The sequence below is a fragment of the Haloechinothrix aidingensis genome (genome assembly GCF_013450155.1).
In the GTDB taxonomy this organism is placed as follows: Bacteria; Actinomycetota; Actinomycetes; order Mycobacteriales; family Pseudonocardiaceae; genus Haloechinothrix; species Haloechinothrix aidingensis.
Map to the genome: position 1 here is coordinate 403,592 of NZ_JACCKD010000003.1, position 16,468 is coordinate 420,059.

Sequence of the window (16,468 nt, forward strand, 5' to 3'; positions counted from 1 at the left end):
GTGTTCGATGTCGCGGTGCTCGGTGGTGGTCCAGCGGGCTGGGCGGTGGCACGCGCCTGCGCTCGCGCGGGCCTGCTGACCGCGCTGGTCGACCAGGACCCGCACCGCTCCTGGCCGGCGACCTACGGCGCATGGCACGACGAGTTACCCACCTGGGCCCTGCCCGCCGTCGCCGTGGCACCCGCGCGTACGCGGGTACGCACGCCCGGATCCCGCTACCTCCCCCGCCGCTATACGGTGCTCGACAACACGCGCCTCGGTGACCTGCTACGCGACAGCGACGTCCGTACGGTCGCGGGGTACGCCCGCGCATTGCGCCCGCTCCGGCACGGCACCGTGATCGACCTCACCGGAGGGGGCACGCTGCGTGCCCGCGTCGTGGTCGAGGCCACCGGGGCGGCCCATGGGTTACCACGCCGGTGGCCGCGACGGGCCCCGCACGCGGAGCAGACGGCCACCGGTGTCGTCGTGACCACCGAGGAAGCGGGCGCCGTCGTCGGCGACGCAGCTTCCACCGCGCTGTTCATGGACTGGTCACACGCTCCGCTGGCAGGCGAGCCCGCCAGCTTCCTGTACGCGCTCCCACTGCCGGGGAACCGGGTGCTGCTGGAAGAGACGTGCCTGGCGCACCGGCCGGGCCTGAGCCACCCCCTGCTGGAGCGGAGACTGCGAACCCGGCTGGCCGCGGCGGGCCTGAACCCCGCGGCACGCGCGACGGAGTTCGTGCGCATCCCCCTGGATCTCGGTACCGGTCGTGCGGGACCGGCGGCGCGAGCCCGCCCTGTTGTGCCGTTCGGGGTGGCAGCCGGGTTGGTACACCCGGCGACCGGCTACCACCTGGCGACCGCGCTCGAGCTCGCCCCGCGCGTGGCGGCGTCCCTCGCCGACGGACTGCGGCGCGGCCACCGGCCCGCCGCCCGCGTCGCCAGGAACGAGGTGTGGTCCCCGGCGGCCGTGACGGTGCACGCCCTGCGACGTAAGGGCATGCGTGCCCTGCTGGCGATGCCGGCCGACGCGCTACCGGAGTTCTTCGAGCTGTTCTTCGACCTCCCCGCGCAGCACCAGCGTGCGTTCCTGTCCGGGCGGGAGGATGTGCTCGGCACCGTCGCGGCCATGCGCGCCGTGTTCGCCGCCGCACCCCGGCGTCTGCGGCGGCACCTCCTGTAGCGCACCCGTCAGGTGGTCGGCACGCCGCCGGTTCCGGGGCCGTGCACGCCTTCCAGCGGCGGAAGCGGGCAGTGCAGCAGCGCGCACACCGTGCGCAGCAGCTCGGCTTCCTCGACAGTGACCACGCCGTCGTGGCTGATGACGTCCACCATGCTCGCCACGACGTACTGCTTCTCCCTGCTGTCCAATCCGTCCAGCGCGGGCCAGCTCGCGTCGAGCTCGACGAGCCCCTTCTCGGGCAGACCGAACGGTACCCGCGCGTTCGGCAGCAGCCGTGCCATGCCCGCGAGGTATGCGGCCTCCGCCGCCTGGTCATCGACCTGCCCGGCGCGCGCCAGCACGGCGAGCAGCTTCGCGATCGGCTCCGCGTTGCCCGCGAGCGTGTGCCGTCGCGGGGCGCGCCACGGGGAGCTGTGATGGATCGCCTCGTACAGCTCCCTGTGCAGCAGGGTGCCCAGGCAGTACTCGAACATGCTCAGCCTGCCGTCCGCACCGATGAGCTCGGCGGCACTGTCCATGATCGGGTTGAGCTCGTTCCGGTGCCGGTTCCGCAGTGCCGAGAAGGCGACCTCGAGCAACGGCAACCGCAACCCCGGATCCAGCTGGGCAAGGCCCTGCGCCTCGCTCCAGGCGGCGTCGGCCATCTGCTGGCCGTGCTTACCCGCGAGCGCGTGGTACTGCCGGGTGCGCACGTCCTGTTGCTCCGAGAACAGCAGCCCGAACACGACGGGGACGACCCGTTCGTGATCGCGCGCCCCGTTCATCAGCTCTTCGGGAATGCGTCGCAGGATCTCACCCGCCTGCTGGTAGGACGCCGCTTCCGGGGAGCCGACACCGGCCACGACGTCCCGCGACTGCACCGGGACCTGGTGTCCTTGTGCGGCGCGTGTCCCCTGCCCGCCCGGTTCCTGTTCTGCCGGTGCGGCGCCGGATGCCAGGCCCTCCGCGAGCCCTTTCGCCTTGTCCTCCTGCATTCCCGACGGTGGCGTGGAGGACCATCGCTTCGAGAGCTCGTCGAGCTCCGCAGGGTCGAACGATGGGTCGAGCGTCTTGATGCGCTCGTGCAGCGGCGGGTGGGTCGCGAACGCGTTGGAGAAGTTCATGCCCTCACCGAAGAGCATGTGACTGACATCCTCGACGTGCCCGTCCCGGAGCTTCGACCCCTCGTCGATGCCTCCGATCTTCTTGAGGGCACCCGTGAGGCCCTCGGTCTGGCGGGTGTACTGCACGGCCGAGGCGTCGGCGAGGTACTCCCGCTGCCGCGACACCGCCGCCTTGATCAGCCTGCCCATCAGCACGCCGATGTACCCGACGATCAGCGCACCGAGCGCGACCATCAGGATCGGTGCGGCGTTGCGCCCGCGAGCGGAGTACAGCCCGATCCGCGCGGCGACGGCCAGGGCCATGATGCCGAACAGCACCCCCATCAGGCGGATGTTCAGCCGCATGTCCCCGTTGATGACGTGGCTGAACTCGTGCGCGATGACACCCTGGAGCTCGTCACGGTTCAACCGTTCGAGAGCGCCGCGCGTGACCGCCACCGCCGAGTCCGATGGTGACCAGCCTGCCGCGAAGGCATTGATCCCGTCTTCCTGCGCGAGCACGTACACCTCGGGTACGCCGACGCCGGAGGCGATGGCCATCTCCTCGACCACGTTACGCAGCCTGCGTAGCTGCGGGTCGCGGGTGTCCTCCGGTACGTAGACACCTCCCAGCTTCCGCGCGACCGCGCCACCCCCGCCGTTCTTGAGCGAGGCCATGCGAACCAGCGAGGTCAGGCCGATGATCGCGATCGTGATCGCGCTGATGACGATGATGGCGGTGAACAGGTCCGCCGCCGGTGCGGACCAGACGTCGAACGCGGTCAGCGCGATCAGGTTGACCAGCAGGACGAGGCCGAGCACGGCGGTCAGGAAGAGCAGCACCAGCCGGTGCGAGATCCGCCGCACCTGGTGCTGGCGTTCGAAGAAGTTCATCTACAGCCCGTCTCGACTCGAAGGATCAGAACGATACCTCGGGCGCCTCGCGCTTCCCGGGATCATCCACTTCGAGCAGTGCGGCCGCCTCGAAGCCGAACGTCCCGGCGATGAGGCTCCCAGGAAAGGCCTCGCGCTTGTTGTTGTAGGCCATCACCGCGTCGTTGAAGCTCTGCCTGGCGAACGCGACGCGGTTCTCGGTCGAGGTCAGCTCCTCGGACAGCTGCATCATGTTCTGGTTCGCCTTGAGGTCCGGGTACGACTCGGACAGCGCGAACAGCTTGCCGAGCGACTGGGTCAGCATGTTCTCCGCCCCGGACAGCTCCTGCATGGCGTTCGGGTCACCGGGGTTGTTGCGTGCCTGCTCCTGCGCGTCGACCGCGCCCGAGCGGGCGGAGATCACGCCTTCGAGCGTCTCCCTCTCGTGCTGCATGTACCCCTTGGCGGTCTCGACGAGGTTCGGGATCAGGTCGTGACGCCGCGTCAGCTGCACATCGATCTGCGCGAACGCGTTCTTGTACGCGTTGCGGAGCCGGACGAGTCCGTTGTACGTCGAGATCACCACGAAGACGATGATCGCAGCGAGAAGCAGCACCCCGACGAGCGTCAGGATCAAAGCTATCCCCATGAAACTCTCCTCCAAAGCGGGTCTACGACGTACCCGTCAATTCGGTCACCGTGCCTACGCGGCACACGATACGCCCAGGTAGCCGACGTGCGTGTCGACCTGCGCCAGCGCGCTGCGCCGAGCCTAGCATCGGGCGTCCGCGCGTGGTCGCACATGCGAAATCGCACCGTAGCGGACGGGACGGCGTGGTGTCCGGCCGGAACGCTGCCGAACAGGTATTCGGCAGCGTTCCATTGTGATCGAATCACCCGGAGCGTGGCTGGCGAAAGCGGTGACCAACCGGTGTCCGAATCACCTGAACTCGGCGCGCGTCAGGCGCGAGCAGTATGTGGGTCCATGGCTGCCGGAGCCGGTGGGTACCGAGGACGGGACATTGGGCCCGCTGGAGTTCGCACCGCAGCGCGAATCGGTGTCGATGGCGCTACTGGCATCGTTCGAACAGCTGGCACCGGCCGAGCGGGCGGTGTTCGTGTTGCGCGCGGTGTTCGGCAATGACCACCGGTCGATCGCCGAGACGCCGGAATCCTCGCAGGCCAACTCCCGCCAGTCGTACGCTCGGGCCACGCAGCGGTTGCGGGAATCACCAGCACGGTTCGAGCGCCTCACCGACAGCTGGTCGTGACACCCCGCGTCGTGCTCGATCCAGCACCGCACCGAGGTGCCCCGACCGAGAGGGGGTGGGTCACACCGTGAAGCCGAGCGCCCTGAGCTGCTCGCGGCCTTCGTCGGTGATCTTCTCCGGACCCCACGGCGGCGTCCACACCCAGTTGATCTCGTAGTCGGAGACGACGGGGGCGTTGCCCACCAGCACCGAGGACGTCTGGTCCTCGATCACGTCGGTCAGCGGGCACGCCGCCGACGTGAGAGTCATGTCGATGGTGGCGACGTTGCTCTCGCTGACCCGGATGCCGTAGACGAGGCCGAGGTCGACGACGTTGATGCCGAGCTCCGGGTCCACGACGTCGCGCATCGCTTCCTCGACGTCCTCGATCTTGGCGACCTCGCCCGTCGCGGGCGCATCCGGCTCCGGCAGGTCGGCAGCCGTACGCCCCGCGCGCGGATCGGTGGTTGCGGCTTCAGGCGCCTGTTGTTGGTCCTGGGTCACGTCACTTCAACTCCATTCGCTTCCGGACTCTGCCCGGCCTCCACGAGCGCGGACTTGAACGCCATCCACCCGAGAAGGGCGCATTTCACCCGCGCAGGGTACTTGGCGACGCCGGCGAAGGCGACGCCGTCGGCGAGCACGTTCTCGTCGGGCTCGACCTGGCCTCGTCCCTGCATGAGCTCGACGAACGCCTCCATGGTGGTACAGGCTTCCCGTACGGTACGCCCGGTGACCAGCTCGGTCAGCACCGAGACCGAGGCCTGGCTGATCGAGCATCCCTGGCCGTCGTAGGACACGTCGGTCACGCGCGACTCGCCGTTGTCACCGTCCACCTTCACACGGAGCGTGACCTCGTCACCACACGTGGGGTTGACCTGGAACGACTCGCCGTCGTAGGGCTCGCGCAACCCCCTGGCGTTCGGGTTCTTGTAGTGGTCCAGGATGATCTCCTGGTACATACTCTCCAGCTGCACGGCGTCACACCACCCCGAAGAATCGTTGCGCCTCGCGCACCCCCCGGGCGAGCCTTTCGACCTCGGAGTGCTCGTTGTACAGGTAGAACGACGCCCGCACCGTCGCGGGCACGCCCATCCTGCGATGCAACGGCCACGCGCAGTGATGGCCGACGCGTACGGCAAGGCCCAGGCTGTCGAGCACCTGCCCGGCGTCGTGCGGATGCACACCGTCGACCACGAACGACACCGCCCCGCCGCGGTCGACGACCTCCGTGGGCCCGATGATGCGGACGCCGTCGATCGCGTCGAGCTCGGTGACCGCGGCCTCGGTCAGTGCGTGCTCGTGCGCAGCGATACGGTCCATGCCGATCGCCGAGAGGTAGTCCACGGCCGCACCCAGAGCGACCGCTTGAGAGGTCATGGGGACACCGGCTTCGAACCGCTGTGGTGGCGGCGCGAACGTCGAGGTCTCCATCCAGACCTGCTCGATCATCGAGCCACCCGTCAGGAACGGCGGAAGCGCCTCGAGCAGCTCGCGGCGGCCGTAGAGCACGCCGATGCCCGACGGGCCGAGCATCTTGTGCCCGGAGAACACGGCGAAGTCCACACCCAGCTCCGCCACGTTCACCGCGCCGTGCGGCACCGACTGGCACGCGTCGAGCACGGTCAGCGCGCCGACCTCGTTGGCGCGACGCACGACGGGCGCGAGCGGGTTGATCGTGCCGAGCACGTTGGACTGGTGGGTCAGCGCGACCACCTTCGTGCGGTCGGTGATCACCTCGGGCACGTCGTCGAGGTCGAGACGCCCGTCATCGGTGACGCCGAGCCACCGCAGGGTCGCACCCGTACGCCGGCACACCTGTTGCCACGGAACGAGGTTCGCGTGGTGTTCCATCTCGGTGACCACGACCTCGTCGCCGGGTCCGAGCCGGAACCGGGCCGCCTCGTCCCCGGCGGTCGCCGCGTTGCCCATCGCATAGGTCACCAGGTTGATGCCTTCGGTGGCGTTCTTGACGAACACCAGCTCACCGACATCCGCACCGATGAACGCGGCGATCGTCGCACGTGCGTGCTCGTAGGCGTCGGTGGCTTCCTCGGCCAGCTGGTGAGCCCCCCGGTGCACCGCGGCGTTGCAGGTCGTCAGGAAGGACCGCTCCGCGTCGAGCACCTGGTTCGGGCGTTGCGACGTCGCACCGGAGTCCAGGTACGCCAGCGGACTCCCGTCTCGCACGGTGCGCGCCAGGATCGGGAAGTCGGCGCGGAGGGCGGCGACGTCCAGCGGCTCCGGAACGTGGCGCTGCTCGTGATCAACCGTGCTGGTTGTCATCGTGCCGCCTCCTCTCGTCCGTGCTCGTCGTCCCGGGTTCGTATCAGGACGTGGCTCACGCCTTCGCCGGCTCCGCCTGCCCGGTGAACTTCATGTAGCCGTTCGCCTCCAGGTCGTCGGCAAGCTCCTTGCCGCCGGACTCGACGATCCTGCCCTCGGCGAAGACGTGCACGTAGTCCGGCTCGACGTGCTTGAGGATCCTGCTGTAGTGGGTGATCAGCATGATCCCGGCGTCGTTGTTCTCCCGGAACTCGTTGACGCCCTTCGAGACCACGTGCAGCGCATCCACGTCCAGGCCCGAATCGGTCTCGTCCAGGATCGCGAACTTCGGCTTGAGCAGGCTCAGCTGCAGGATCTCGTGCCGCTTCTTCTCACCACCGGAGAATCCCTCGTTGACGCTGCGGTCGGCGAACTCGCCCGCGATGTCGAGCTTGCCCATCTCGTCCTTGACTTCCTTGACCCAGTGGCGCAGCTTCGGTGCCTCTCCCCGCACCGCCGTCGCCGCGCTGCGCAGGAAGTTGGACATCGAGACGCCGGGCACCTCGACCGGGTACTGCATCGCGAGGAACAGCCCGGCGCGAGCCCGCTCGTCGACGCCCATCTCGAGCACGTTCTCCCCGTCGAGCAGTACCTCGCCGGAGGTGACCTTGTAGCGCGGGTGACCGGCGATGGCGTACGACAGCGTCGACTTGCCGGAGCCGTTCGGCCCCATGATCGCGTGCGTCTCACCGGACCGGATGGTCAGGTTGACGCCCGCGAGGATCTCCTTGGCGCCCTCGTCGGTCACGACGCTGGCGTGCAGGTCCTTGATTTCCAGTGTGGCCATGTGTGTTCGTTTCCTACTCTCACCGCTTGCCGGAACGTGATGGGTATGTGGGGACGTGCTCGGTACTACGCGTTGACCGCTTCGAGCTCGGCCTCGATGGAGGCCTCCAGCCGTTCCCGCACCTCGGGGACATCGATCTTCATCAGGATCTCGTGGAAGAAGGCGCGGACGACGAGCCTGCGAGCCTGGTCCTCGGCGATCCCGCGGGACTGCAGGTAGAACAGCTGCTCGTCGTCGAACCTGCCGGTCGCGCTCGCGTGCCCCGCGCCCTCGATCTCGCCGGTCTCGATCTCCAGGTTGGGCACCGAGTCGGCACGCCCACCTTCGGTCAGCACCAGGTTCCGGTTGAGCTCGAAGGTGTCCGTCGCCTCCGCCGCGGCGCGGATGAGCACATCCCCGATCCACACCGAGTGCGCACCGTCACCCTGCAGGGCTCCCTTGTAGAGCACGTTGGACTTGCAGTGCGGCTGCGCATGGTCGACGAACAGGCGATGCTCCTGGTGCTGCCCCGCGTCGGCGAAGTACAGGCCGAGCATCTCGACGTCGCCACCGGAGTCGCCGAACCGGGCCGTCGGCGACACCCGCACGAGGTCGCCGCCGAGCGTGACGACGGTGTGCTTGAGTGTGGCGTCCCGTCCCAGCCGGAGATGCTGCTCGGAGACATGCACGGCGTCGTCGGCCCAGTCCTGGACCGACACCACGGTCAGCTTCGCACCGTCGCCGACCACGAACTCCACGTTGTCGGCGTAGGTCCCGGATCCCACATGGTCCAGCACCACGGCCGCCTCGCCGAACGGCTCCACCCGGATCTGCACGTGACCGTAAGCCGTCCTGCCCTCGCCGGGGCCGGTGACCCGGACCGTCGCGGGCTTGCTCAGCTTCGTGTCGCCCGGAGCCGTCACGACCGTCGCGTGGGTGAACGCGCTGAAGGCCTGCGCGGCCACCCTGTCGCTCGGCGCGCCGGCCTGACCGAGCCGCCCGTCGGCGCGATCCACCGTCTCGACGGTGATCTCCTCGGGACCTTCCACGTCCACGACAGCCTTGCCGTCGGCGACCGCGCTGCCGTCGTGCAACCCGCGCAGGCGCTTCATCGGGGTGAAGCGCCAGTTCTCCTCCCGTCCGCCGGGCACCTCGAAGGCCTCGACGTCGAACCCGGTGAAACGCTCCCCCCGGGAGGCGGCCGGAACGGCCGCCTCCACGGCGGTGGCGACGTTGTTGTCGGTGCCGGCCGCGGAACCGGCACCCGAGTGGTCTTCTTCCACACCCGTGGCTGTCATCAGCCGACGGCTCCTTCCATTTGCAGTTCGATCAAGCGGTTGAGCTCGAGCGCGTACTCCATGGGCAGCTCCCGTGCGATGGGCTCCACGAAGCCACGCACGATCATCGCCATCGCCTCGTCCTCGGTCAGGCCCCGCTGCATCAGGTAGAACAGCTGGTCATCGCTGACCTTGGACACCGTCGCCTCGTGCCCCATCGAGACGTCGTCGTTGCGGATGTCGACGTAGGGGTAGGTGTCCGAACGCGAGACCGTGTCCACGAGAAGGGCATCGCACTTGACCGTGGAGCTCGCGTGGTGGGCGCGCTTGGCGACCTTGACCAGGCCACGGTAGGAGGTCCGCCCCCCGTTGCGCGCGACCGACTTGGACACGATGGACGAGGAGGTGTGCGGGGCGAGGTGCTCCATCTTGGCCCCGGCGTCCTGGTGCTGGTTCTCGCCAGCGAACGCCACCGACAGCACCTCACCCTTGGCGTGCTCGCCGGTGAGGAAGACCGAGGGGTACTTCATGGTCACCTTCGAGCCGATGTTGCCGTCGACCCACTCCATGGTGGCGCCCTCTTCGGCCTTGGCACGCTTGGTGACCAGGTTGTACACGTTGCCCGACCAGTTCTGGATCGTGGTGTACCGGCACCGTGCGCCCTTCTTGACCACGATCTCGACCACGGCGGAGTGCAGCGAGTCCGAGTCGTAGATCGGCGCGGTGCAGCCCTCCACGTAGTGCACGTAGGCGTCCTCGTCGACGATGATCAACGTGCGCTCGAACTGGCCCATGTTCTCGGTGTTGATCCGGAAGTAGGCCTGCAGCGGGATGTCCACGTGCACGCCCTTCGGCACGTAGATGAACGAGCCGCCGGACCACACGGCCGTGTTCAGCGCCGAGAACTTGTTGTCCCCGGCGGGGATCACCGAGCCGAAGTACTCCTCGAACAGCTCCGGGTAGTCCCGCAGGCCGGTGTCGGTGTCCAGGAACAGCACGCCCTGCTTCTCCAGGTCCTCGCGGATCTGGTGATAGACGACCTCGGACTCGTACTGGGCTGCCACACCGGCGACCAGGCTCTGCTTCTCCGCTTCGGGGATGCCGAGCCGGTCGTAGGTGTTCCTGATGTCTTCCGGCAGGTCGTCCCAGCTCTGCGCCTGCTTCTCGGTGGAACGCACGAAGTACTTGATCGAGTCGAAGTCGATCTCCGAGAGGTCGGCGCCCCAGGTCGGCATCGGCTTACGATCGAAGAGTTTCAGGGCCTTCAGACGCCGTTCCAGCATCCACTCGGGCTCGTCCTTCTTCTGCGAGATCTCCCGGACGACATCCTCGTCCACGCCGCGGCGCGCCTTGGCGCCCGCGTCGTCGGAGTCGGCCCAGCCGTACTCGTACTTACCCAGCGCCGCGATCGTTTCCTCTTGGGACAGCTGGTCCTGCCCCGCGGTCGCGGGCGCCGCTGTGGTGGGCTGCTCTGGAGCGGCAGTCATGCGGGCTCCCCTCCGTTCGGAGTTGGTGCTTGTCTACCCTGCGGGTCCTCCGCGGGTACGTGCGTGGTGCACGCGGCGTCCCCGCGCGCAATGGTTGCCAGGCGCTGCACATGCGTTCCGAGTAGCTCGGCGAACGCCTCGGTTTCCGCTTCGCACAGCTGTGGAAACTCCGCGGCCACATGAGCGACGGGACAGTGGTGCTGGCACAGCTGTTCCCCGACACCCACTTCGGCTGTCGATGCAGCGTAACCCTCCCGGGACAACGCTCCCGCCAGCGCCTCCGCCCGTCTCTCGAGATCGGGCTGGCCGGCGACCGTGTCGCGGTACGGGCCGACGAGTTTGGCGACGCGGTGTTCGGCGAACCGTCGCACGGCCTCCTCGCCACCGTGCTCGGCGAGGAACCGGATCGCCGACACGGCGAGATCATCGTACGCGTGCCCGAACCTGGCCCTGCCGGCGTCGGTCAGCAGGAACAGCTTCGCCGGGCGCCCCCGGCCTCGGCGTGCTCGCGCCGGAGCGTCCCGGGTGTCGGCCTCCCCGTCTGCGAGCAGGGCGTCGAGATGACGGCGCACCGCGGTGGGGCTGATGCCGAGCGTGTGAGCCACCGCTCCCGCGGAGATCGGGCCCTGCTCCAGCAGCAACCGAGCCACCTCGTCGCGAGTACGGCCGTCATGGGTGAACTGCGCGGGCGCGCCAGCACCTGCATGGTCACGTGGGCCACGGCCATGCTCGGTCGACTCGCTGACGGCTTCGCGTAATTTCACAACACAAGTGTGTCGTATTTCTGTCCCAACGGCAAAGCCGGGCCTGCGTCAGGTGAGGCACATCACCATCCGGGTCCGGGTGGACGCGCCCCGGACCGGCCACCGGGCGCGGTAACGCCGGTAAGGTACCGCCGACCAGCGGCGGACGACGGCCACGTTTTACCCTTGGTAGTTGTGAACGAGCCCGCGACACCATCCGTACGCCTCGCCGACGGGGATCTACCCGCGGAATCGGCGCGGGACAGTACCGGTGACCGGGCGGACGCCGCGACGCCGGCACTCGAGATCACCGGAGTGGTCAAGCGGTTCGGCACCGTCACCGCCGTGAACGGCATCGGGCTCACCATGCGCAGGGGGCACCTGCTGGCGTTGCTCGGCCCGAACGGGGCCGGTAAGACCACCACCGTCGAGGTGTGCGAGGGCCATATCCGGCCGGACACGGGAACGGTCCGGGTACTCGGCCGGGATCCGCTTGCCGAGCGTGCCGCGCTGCGCAGCAGGATCGGTGCGATGCCGCAAGGCGGCGGCGCGTTCCCCGGGGTGCGGGCCGAGGAGATGCTCCGGCTCGTGGCCAGCTGCGCGCGTCACCCGCTCGACGTCGGGTGGCTGCTGGACACCCTCGGCCTGCGGGAGTGCAGGCGCACCCCGTTCAAGCGCCTGTCCGGTGGCCAGCAACAGCGACTGTCACTGGCCTGCGCCATCGTCGGCAGGCCGGAGCTCGTCTTCCTGGACGAGCCGACCGCCGGTATGGATCCGCAGGCCCGCCTCCTGGTGTGGGACCTGCTTGCCGCTCTCCGTGCGGACGGCGTGAGCATCCTGCTCACCACACACATGATGGAGGAAGCCGAGACGCTGGCCGACCACATCGTGATCGTCGACGGGGGCCGGGTCATCGCGGACGGCTCGCCGCGGACGCTCACCGCGAGCGATCCGGCCGTCGGGCACATCCGGTTCCGCGCGAAGGCCGGCCTCGATACCGGGTTGCTCGCCGCCGCCCTCCCGGAGGACTACCTGGTGCGCGAGCTCACGCCCGGTACCTACCGGGTGGACGGCCATGTGGACCCGCAGGTCGTGTCCACCGTCACGGCGTGGTGTGCCCAACAGGGCGTGCTCGCCGAGCACCTGCACGTCGGGGGGCGCGACCTCGAAGAGGTCTTCCTCGAGCTGACCGGACGGGAGTTGCGCTCGTGAGTACCGCAGGGCCTTCCGCAGGCAACCCCCCGAGCCGGTTCGCACCGGGAACGTTCGCGCCCGCGCCCGGCGCGGGCAGCCGGATCAGGATGCTGCTCGAGCACGCGCGCGTGGAGACACTGCTGACGCTGCGGCACGGTGAGCAGCTGCTGCTGACGGTGCTGATCCCGATCGCGCTGCTGGTAGCGCTCAGCCTGCTGGACGTGCTGCCCGGCGTGGACGGCGCGGTCACAGGCTCCGGCGGCACGGGCGCTCGCGTGCACGAGGTCGCCCCCGGCATACTCGCGCTGGCCGTGCTGTCCTCGGCGTTCACAGGGCAGGCCATCGCACTGGGCTTCGACCGCAAGTACGGGGTGCTCAAGCGGCTCGCGGCGACCGCGTTGCCGCGCTGGCTGCTCGTCTGCGGGCGCATGGTGGCGGCGCTGGTGGTGGTGCTCATTCAGGTGTGCCTGGTCACCCTCGTCGCGCTGGCTCTCGGCTGGCGACCCGAGCTCTCCGGTGTGCTGCCGGCCACGGTCCTGCTCGTGGCGGGAACCGCCGCCTTCGGCGCGCTCGGCGTACTGCTCGGCGGCGCGCTGCGGGCCGACATCGTGCTGGCGCTCGCCAACGTCGTGTGGTTCGTGCTGCTGCTGGCAGGCGGCATCCTGCTCGCCCCGTCCGCGTTCCCGCAAGGCATCGCCCACGTCGTCACGCTGGTGCCGTCCGGCGCGCTGGCCGACGGGCTCCGTGCCGCGCTGATCGACGGCGCCACGGCGTGGACCTCGCTGGCAGTCCTCATGGTCTGGGCCGCGGCCGCGGCGGCCGTTGCGACCCGCACCACGCGGCTGACCTGATACCCACCCGCGGCGGGGACCGGCCACGGTGCGCCATACCATCGAACCGTGTCCGCGAAATCCCGGCTCGATCGGCTGCCTGCCGGCTCCGTGCCTGCCCGCGTGCTTCTCGCCGTATCCACCGTCGCCCGGTCGCTGCTCGACCGGCTCCCCCATCCCTCCGCGAGGGTTCTCGCCGTCGTCGGTGCGGCCACCGTCGCGACGCAGGCGGGTATCGGTGTCACCGGGTCCGTGGTACGGGTCACCGACTCCGGTCTCGCCTGCCCCACCTGGCCGCAGTGCCACACGGGGGCGATGACCCCGCGACCGCATCCCGACTACCCGATGCTCAACCAGTGGATCGAGTTCGGTAACCGGTTGCTGACCGTGGTCGTGGTACTCGTCGCCGTCGCCGCGCTCATCACGGCACTGCGCATCCGCCGCGCACATCCGGGACGCGACCGGCCCGTGCGGCTGGCGTGGGTCATCCTCGGCGGTGTCGCCCTCCAGGGTGGTATCGGGGCGCTGACCGTGCAGGCCGACCTCGTCTGGTGGATGGTCGCGACCCACTTCCTTGCCTCCACGATCCTGGTGTGGCTCGCCGTGCTGCTGGCTCACGCGTTCAACGAGGGAGACCGGCCCGGCCGGTTCCATCTCGGCGAGCGGGGGCGCGCGCTGCTGGTCGCGCTCGGGGTGGTGATCGGTGCCATCGTGGTGTCCGGTGCGGTGGTCACCGGCGCGGGCCCGCACGCTGGCGATCCCGACACCGAGCGGCTGGACGTACCGCTGGACGTGGTGACCACGGTGCACGCCGCAGCCGTCGCGGTGTTCCTGCTGGTCCTGGCGGCCCTCGGCCTGCTCGTCGCGCGCGGCGCACCGACCCGGTTCACCCGGCGATACGCCCTGCTGTGCGGCGTGGTGCTCGCGCAGGGCTCGCTCGGGGTGGTGCAGTACCGGCTGGGCGTGCCGGACCCCCTGGTCTCGCTGCACGTGCTCGGCTCGTTCGCCGTGCTGATCACAACGGCCACGCTCTGGTGCGCGGGCCGGGACCGCGGTCCGGCGCCACGGGAGGTCTCCGGACCCGCTGCCGTGCCCGGTCTCGCCGATCGGGCCCGCTGAGCAACCCCGGTAAACCCCCTGCGAGCCTGCCCGGTGGCGGGCGGGCTCAGGACCGCAAGCGTGACCTGATGGCGGAGGCGAACCGCGCCGAGGCATCCCCGCCCGCGTGGGTCAGCCCCAGGGACGGCTCGCTCAGCTCCAGCTCCAGAAGCAACGGCCGCCCGTCCGCCGAGGAGACCACGTCGACGCGCGCGTACAGCAGATCCCGGCGCGGGATGCCGAGAACGCCACTCGCCGCGTCGAGCGTGTCCTCGGCCAGCCGCCGCGTAGCCGGGCCGGGCTCGGCCACCGCGAGCTTCTCGCTGGCGAACAGCCCCGAACCGTCCCAGTCCCCGCCTGCCAGCATCGGCCCCTTACGGAACGCGTGCGAGTACGCGCCGGAGACGTAGACCATCGCCGTCTCGCCCTCGCTGTCGACGCGCGGCTGGTACGGCTGCACGAGGGCGGCTACCCCGCCGCCGTGCACGCTCGCCAGGTGCTTCTCCGCCCCGTCCCACGACCCTGCCGCGAACCGTCGCGCTCCCCGCGAGCCCGCTCCGACGACCGGCTTGACCACGAACTCGGTCTCCGGCCAGCGGGGGCGTTCGCCGGGATGGATCACCTCGGTCGGAACGATCGGCAGGCCCGTGCCAGCCAGGTCGAGGAGGTAGGACTTGTCCAGGTTCCACCGCACGACACCTGCCGGGTTGAGCAGGTTCGGCACCGAGGCGCACCAGTCGAGGAACTCGGCACGCCGCTCGGCGTAGTCCCAGGTGGCGCGCAACACCACCAGGTCGGCCTCATGCGCGCGGTTGTCCGGGTCGTCCCAGACGATCCACCGGGCCTCGCAGTCCAGCTCGGACAGTGCGACCAGCAGGTCGGCCTCGTCACCGTCCCCGTGCGGCAGGGCGGAACACCCTGCCAGGTACACGAGCGCGGGCATCGGATCAGCGCCGGGTCAACGAACGGCCCATCTTGCGGCGATGCTCCGCCCCGATCTCGGTGGCGTTCACCGTCTCGGCGTCCCAGCTCGACTCGTCCAGGTCGGCTACCGCGCCGACCAGCGCGTTGCCTGCCGCTGTCGACGGCACGAAGACATCGCCCATCGCACCGTCCCCGCCGACGAGGACGACCCGTGCGCCGCTGCGGCCGATGGCCTGCACCACCGCACGCGCAGGGCTGCCGTGCTCCTCGACGAACTGCCGCGCCACGGCGATGTCCCTCTTCCTCGGGGCCTGCTCGGCCTCGCTACTCTGCTCAGTCGTGTCAGCCACGGCACCCTAGTGTAGGGGCAGCGCAGGCGTACCGCGCCACAGGCTCCGCGGCGGAAAGGAGTACACATGCCGAGAGTGGTCAGGGTCACGCGTACCGGTGGACCGGAGGTCCTGGAGCTCGCCGAGGAGCCCGCAGGCGGTCCCGGCGACGCGGAGCTACTCGTGGATACCGATGCCGCGGGTGTGAACTTCATCGACACCTACCACCGCAGCGGCGCCTACCCGCTCGACCTGCCGTTCGTGGCCGGTATGGAAGGGGCGGGCACGGTCCGCGCCGTCGGCGGCGAGGTGTCCGCGTTCGCACCCGGCGACCGGGTCGCGTGGGCGGGTGTCCAGGGCAGTTACGCCGAGCGGGTGCGGGTCCCGGCCGCCGAGGCGGTGCCGATCCCGGACGCGGTCGACAGCCGCACGGCGGCGGCACTGATGTTGCAGGGAATGACCGCGCACTACCTCGTGGCATCGGTGCATCCGGTGTCGGCAGGCGAGACCGTACTCGTGCATGCCGGCGCGGGCGGGGTGGGTCTGCTGCTCATCCAGCTGGCGAAAGCCCGGGGGGCCACCGTCGTCACGACGGTATCCACTCCGGACAAGGAACGGCTCGCGACCCGGGCGGGCGCGGACCTGGTGGTGGGCTACCCGGACTTCGGCAGCCGGGTACGCACGCTTACCGGCGGAGCAGGGGCCGATGTCGTCTATGACGGCGTCGGGCGCGCGACGTTCGACGGCAGCCTCGCCGCGGTGCGCAGGCGCGGCACGGTCGCGCTGTTCGGCGCCGCGAGCGGGCCGGTCGAGCCCGTCGACCCGCAGCGCCTGAACAGCGCGGGCTCGGTGTTTCTCACCCGCCCCAAGCTGGCGGACTACCTGGCCACCCGGGACGAGCTGGAGTGGCGAGCAGGCGAGCTCTTCGATGCCGTCGCCCGCGGCGCTGTCACCGTCCGGATCGGAGGGACATACGCGCTCTCCGACGCCGCTCGGGCGCACGAGGACCTGGAAGGCCGCCGTACCACGGGGAAGCTCCTGCTCGTCCCGTGAAAGGAGTGCCAGGGACGGTGTGCGTGAGGTGCGAGCACCTGACGCACGACGCCGCCGGGGACTCCCGGGA

At 69.7% G+C, this 16,468-nt stretch carries 17 protein-coding genes; 6 read left to right on the forward strand and 11 right to left on the reverse strand.

Features of this window, described 5'->3' with window-relative positions; genetic code table 11:
* Entirely contained in the window at nt 1-1,167 is a 1,167-nt protein-coding gene (locus H0B56_RS10265; protein WP_180892743.1) for a lycopene cyclase family protein, read from the forward strand.
* 8 nt (nt 1,168-1,175) lie between these two features.
* Here the strand turns inward: H0B56_RS10265 and H0B56_RS10270 are convergent, their stop codons facing one another.
* Together H0B56_RS10270 and H0B56_RS10275 are read right to left on the reverse strand one after the other, a co-directional pair.
* Nucleotides 1,176-3,143, reverse strand: a complete 1,968-nt coding sequence (locus H0B56_RS10270; RefSeq protein WP_180892744.1) for a M48 family metallopeptidase — start codon at nt 3,141-3,143, stop codon at nt 1,176-1,178.
* 25 nt (nt 3,144-3,168) lie between these two features.
* Nucleotides 3,169-3,771: a LemA family protein gene (locus tag H0B56_RS10275; protein WP_180892745.1), complete on the reverse strand. Its 603-nt coding sequence runs from the start codon at nt 3,769-3,771 to the stop codon at nt 3,169-3,171.
* Between the two features lie 328 nt (nt 3,772-4,099).
* Between H0B56_RS10275 and H0B56_RS10280 the strand changes: the two genes are divergently transcribed.
* A complete protein-coding gene (locus tag H0B56_RS10280) occupies nt 4,100-4,393 on the forward strand; it encodes a sigma-70 family RNA polymerase sigma factor family protein (RefSeq protein WP_180892746.1) in 294 nt (97 codons plus the stop codon).
* Nucleotides 4,394-4,453: 60 nt separating this feature from the next.
* Here H0B56_RS10280 and H0B56_RS10285 read toward each other — a convergent pair whose 3' ends face one another.
* The 7 genes from H0B56_RS10285 to H0B56_RS10315 form a co-directional block, all read right to left on the reverse strand.
* On the reverse strand, nt 4,454-4,876 hold the full coding sequence (locus tag H0B56_RS10285) for an iron-sulfur cluster assembly protein (protein WP_180892747.1): 423 nt from the start codon (nt 4,874-4,876) through the stop codon (nt 4,454-4,456).
* Nucleotides 4,873-5,349: a Fe-S cluster assembly sulfur transfer protein SufU gene (gene sufU / locus H0B56_RS10290; RefSeq protein ID WP_089301079.1), complete on the reverse strand. Its 477-nt coding sequence runs from the start codon at nt 5,347-5,349 to the stop codon at nt 4,873-4,875. Before sufU ends, H0B56_RS10285 begins: the two co-directional genes overlap by 4 nt.
* Before the next feature lie 4 nt (nt 5,350-5,353).
* Nucleotides 5,354-6,658, reverse strand: a complete 1,305-nt coding sequence (locus H0B56_RS10295) for a cysteine desulfurase (RefSeq protein WP_180892748.1) — start codon at nt 6,656-6,658, stop codon at nt 5,354-5,356.
* A 55-nt stretch (nt 6,659-6,713) separates the two neighbouring features.
* Nucleotides 6,714-7,484, reverse strand: a complete 771-nt coding sequence (gene sufC / locus H0B56_RS10300) for a Fe-S cluster assembly ATPase SufC (RefSeq protein WP_180892749.1) — start codon at nt 7,482-7,484, stop codon at nt 6,714-6,716.
* Nucleotides 7,485-7,549: 65 nt separating this feature from the next.
* Nucleotides 7,550-8,761, reverse strand: coding sequence for a Fe-S cluster assembly protein SufD (sufD, locus tag H0B56_RS10305; protein ID WP_180892750.1), 1,212 nt, complete (start codon nt 8,759-8,761; stop codon nt 7,550-7,552).
* Complete coding sequence (gene sufB, locus H0B56_RS10310) at nt 8,761-10,227, reverse strand: Fe-S cluster assembly protein SufB (protein ID WP_180892751.1); 1,467 nt, start codon at nt 10,225-10,227, stop codon at nt 8,761-8,763. Before sufB ends, sufD begins: the two co-directional genes overlap by 1 nt.
* A complete protein-coding gene (locus tag H0B56_RS10315; protein WP_180892752.1) occupies nt 10,224-10,991 on the reverse strand; it encodes a winged helix-turn-helix transcriptional regulator in 768 nt (255 codons plus the stop codon). Before H0B56_RS10315 ends, sufB begins: the two co-directional genes overlap by 4 nt.
* Before the next feature lie 285 nt (nt 10,992-11,276).
* Here H0B56_RS10315 and H0B56_RS10320 point away from each other — a divergent pair, with 285 nt between their 5' ends.
* The 3 genes from H0B56_RS10320 to H0B56_RS10330 all read left to right on the forward strand — a co-directional run bounded on the left by H0B56_RS10320 (nt 11,277) and on the right by H0B56_RS10330 (nt 14,113).
* Entirely contained in the window at nt 11,277-12,182 is a 906-nt protein-coding gene (locus H0B56_RS10320) for an ABC transporter ATP-binding protein (RefSeq protein WP_343063855.1), read from the forward strand.
* A gap of 89 nt (nt 12,183-12,271) precedes the next feature.
* Nucleotides 12,272-13,015, forward strand: a complete 744-nt coding sequence (locus H0B56_RS10325) for an ABC transporter permease (protein WP_180892962.1) — start codon at nt 12,272-12,274, stop codon at nt 13,013-13,015.
* A gap of 102 nt (nt 13,016-13,117) precedes the next feature.
* Nucleotides 13,118-14,113, forward strand: a complete 996-nt coding sequence (locus tag H0B56_RS10330; RefSeq protein WP_180892963.1) for a COX15/CtaA family protein — start codon at nt 13,118-13,120, stop codon at nt 14,111-14,113.
* A gap of 46 nt (nt 14,114-14,159) precedes the next feature.
* Here the strand turns inward: H0B56_RS10330 and H0B56_RS10335 are convergent, their stop codons facing one another.
* Together H0B56_RS10335 and H0B56_RS10340 are read right to left on the reverse strand one after the other, a co-directional pair.
* Entirely contained in the window at nt 14,160-15,035 is an 876-nt protein-coding gene (locus H0B56_RS10335) for an ATP-grasp domain-containing protein (protein ID WP_180892754.1), read from the reverse strand.
* Between the two features lie 4 nt (nt 15,036-15,039).
* Entirely contained in the window at nt 15,040-15,366 is a 327-nt protein-coding gene (locus H0B56_RS10340; RefSeq protein WP_180892755.1) for a hypothetical protein, read from the reverse strand.
* Nucleotides 15,367-15,432: 66 nt separating this feature from the next.
* On the opposite strand from H0B56_RS10340, the gene H0B56_RS10345 reads away from it, so the two are divergent.
* Nucleotides 15,433-16,398 (forward strand): quinone oxidoreductase family protein, encoded by a 966-nt coding sequence (locus H0B56_RS10345; RefSeq protein WP_180892756.1) that lies wholly within the window; start codon nt 15,433-15,435, stop codon nt 16,396-16,398.
* The last annotated feature ends 70 nt before the right edge of the window (nt 16,399-16,468 follow it).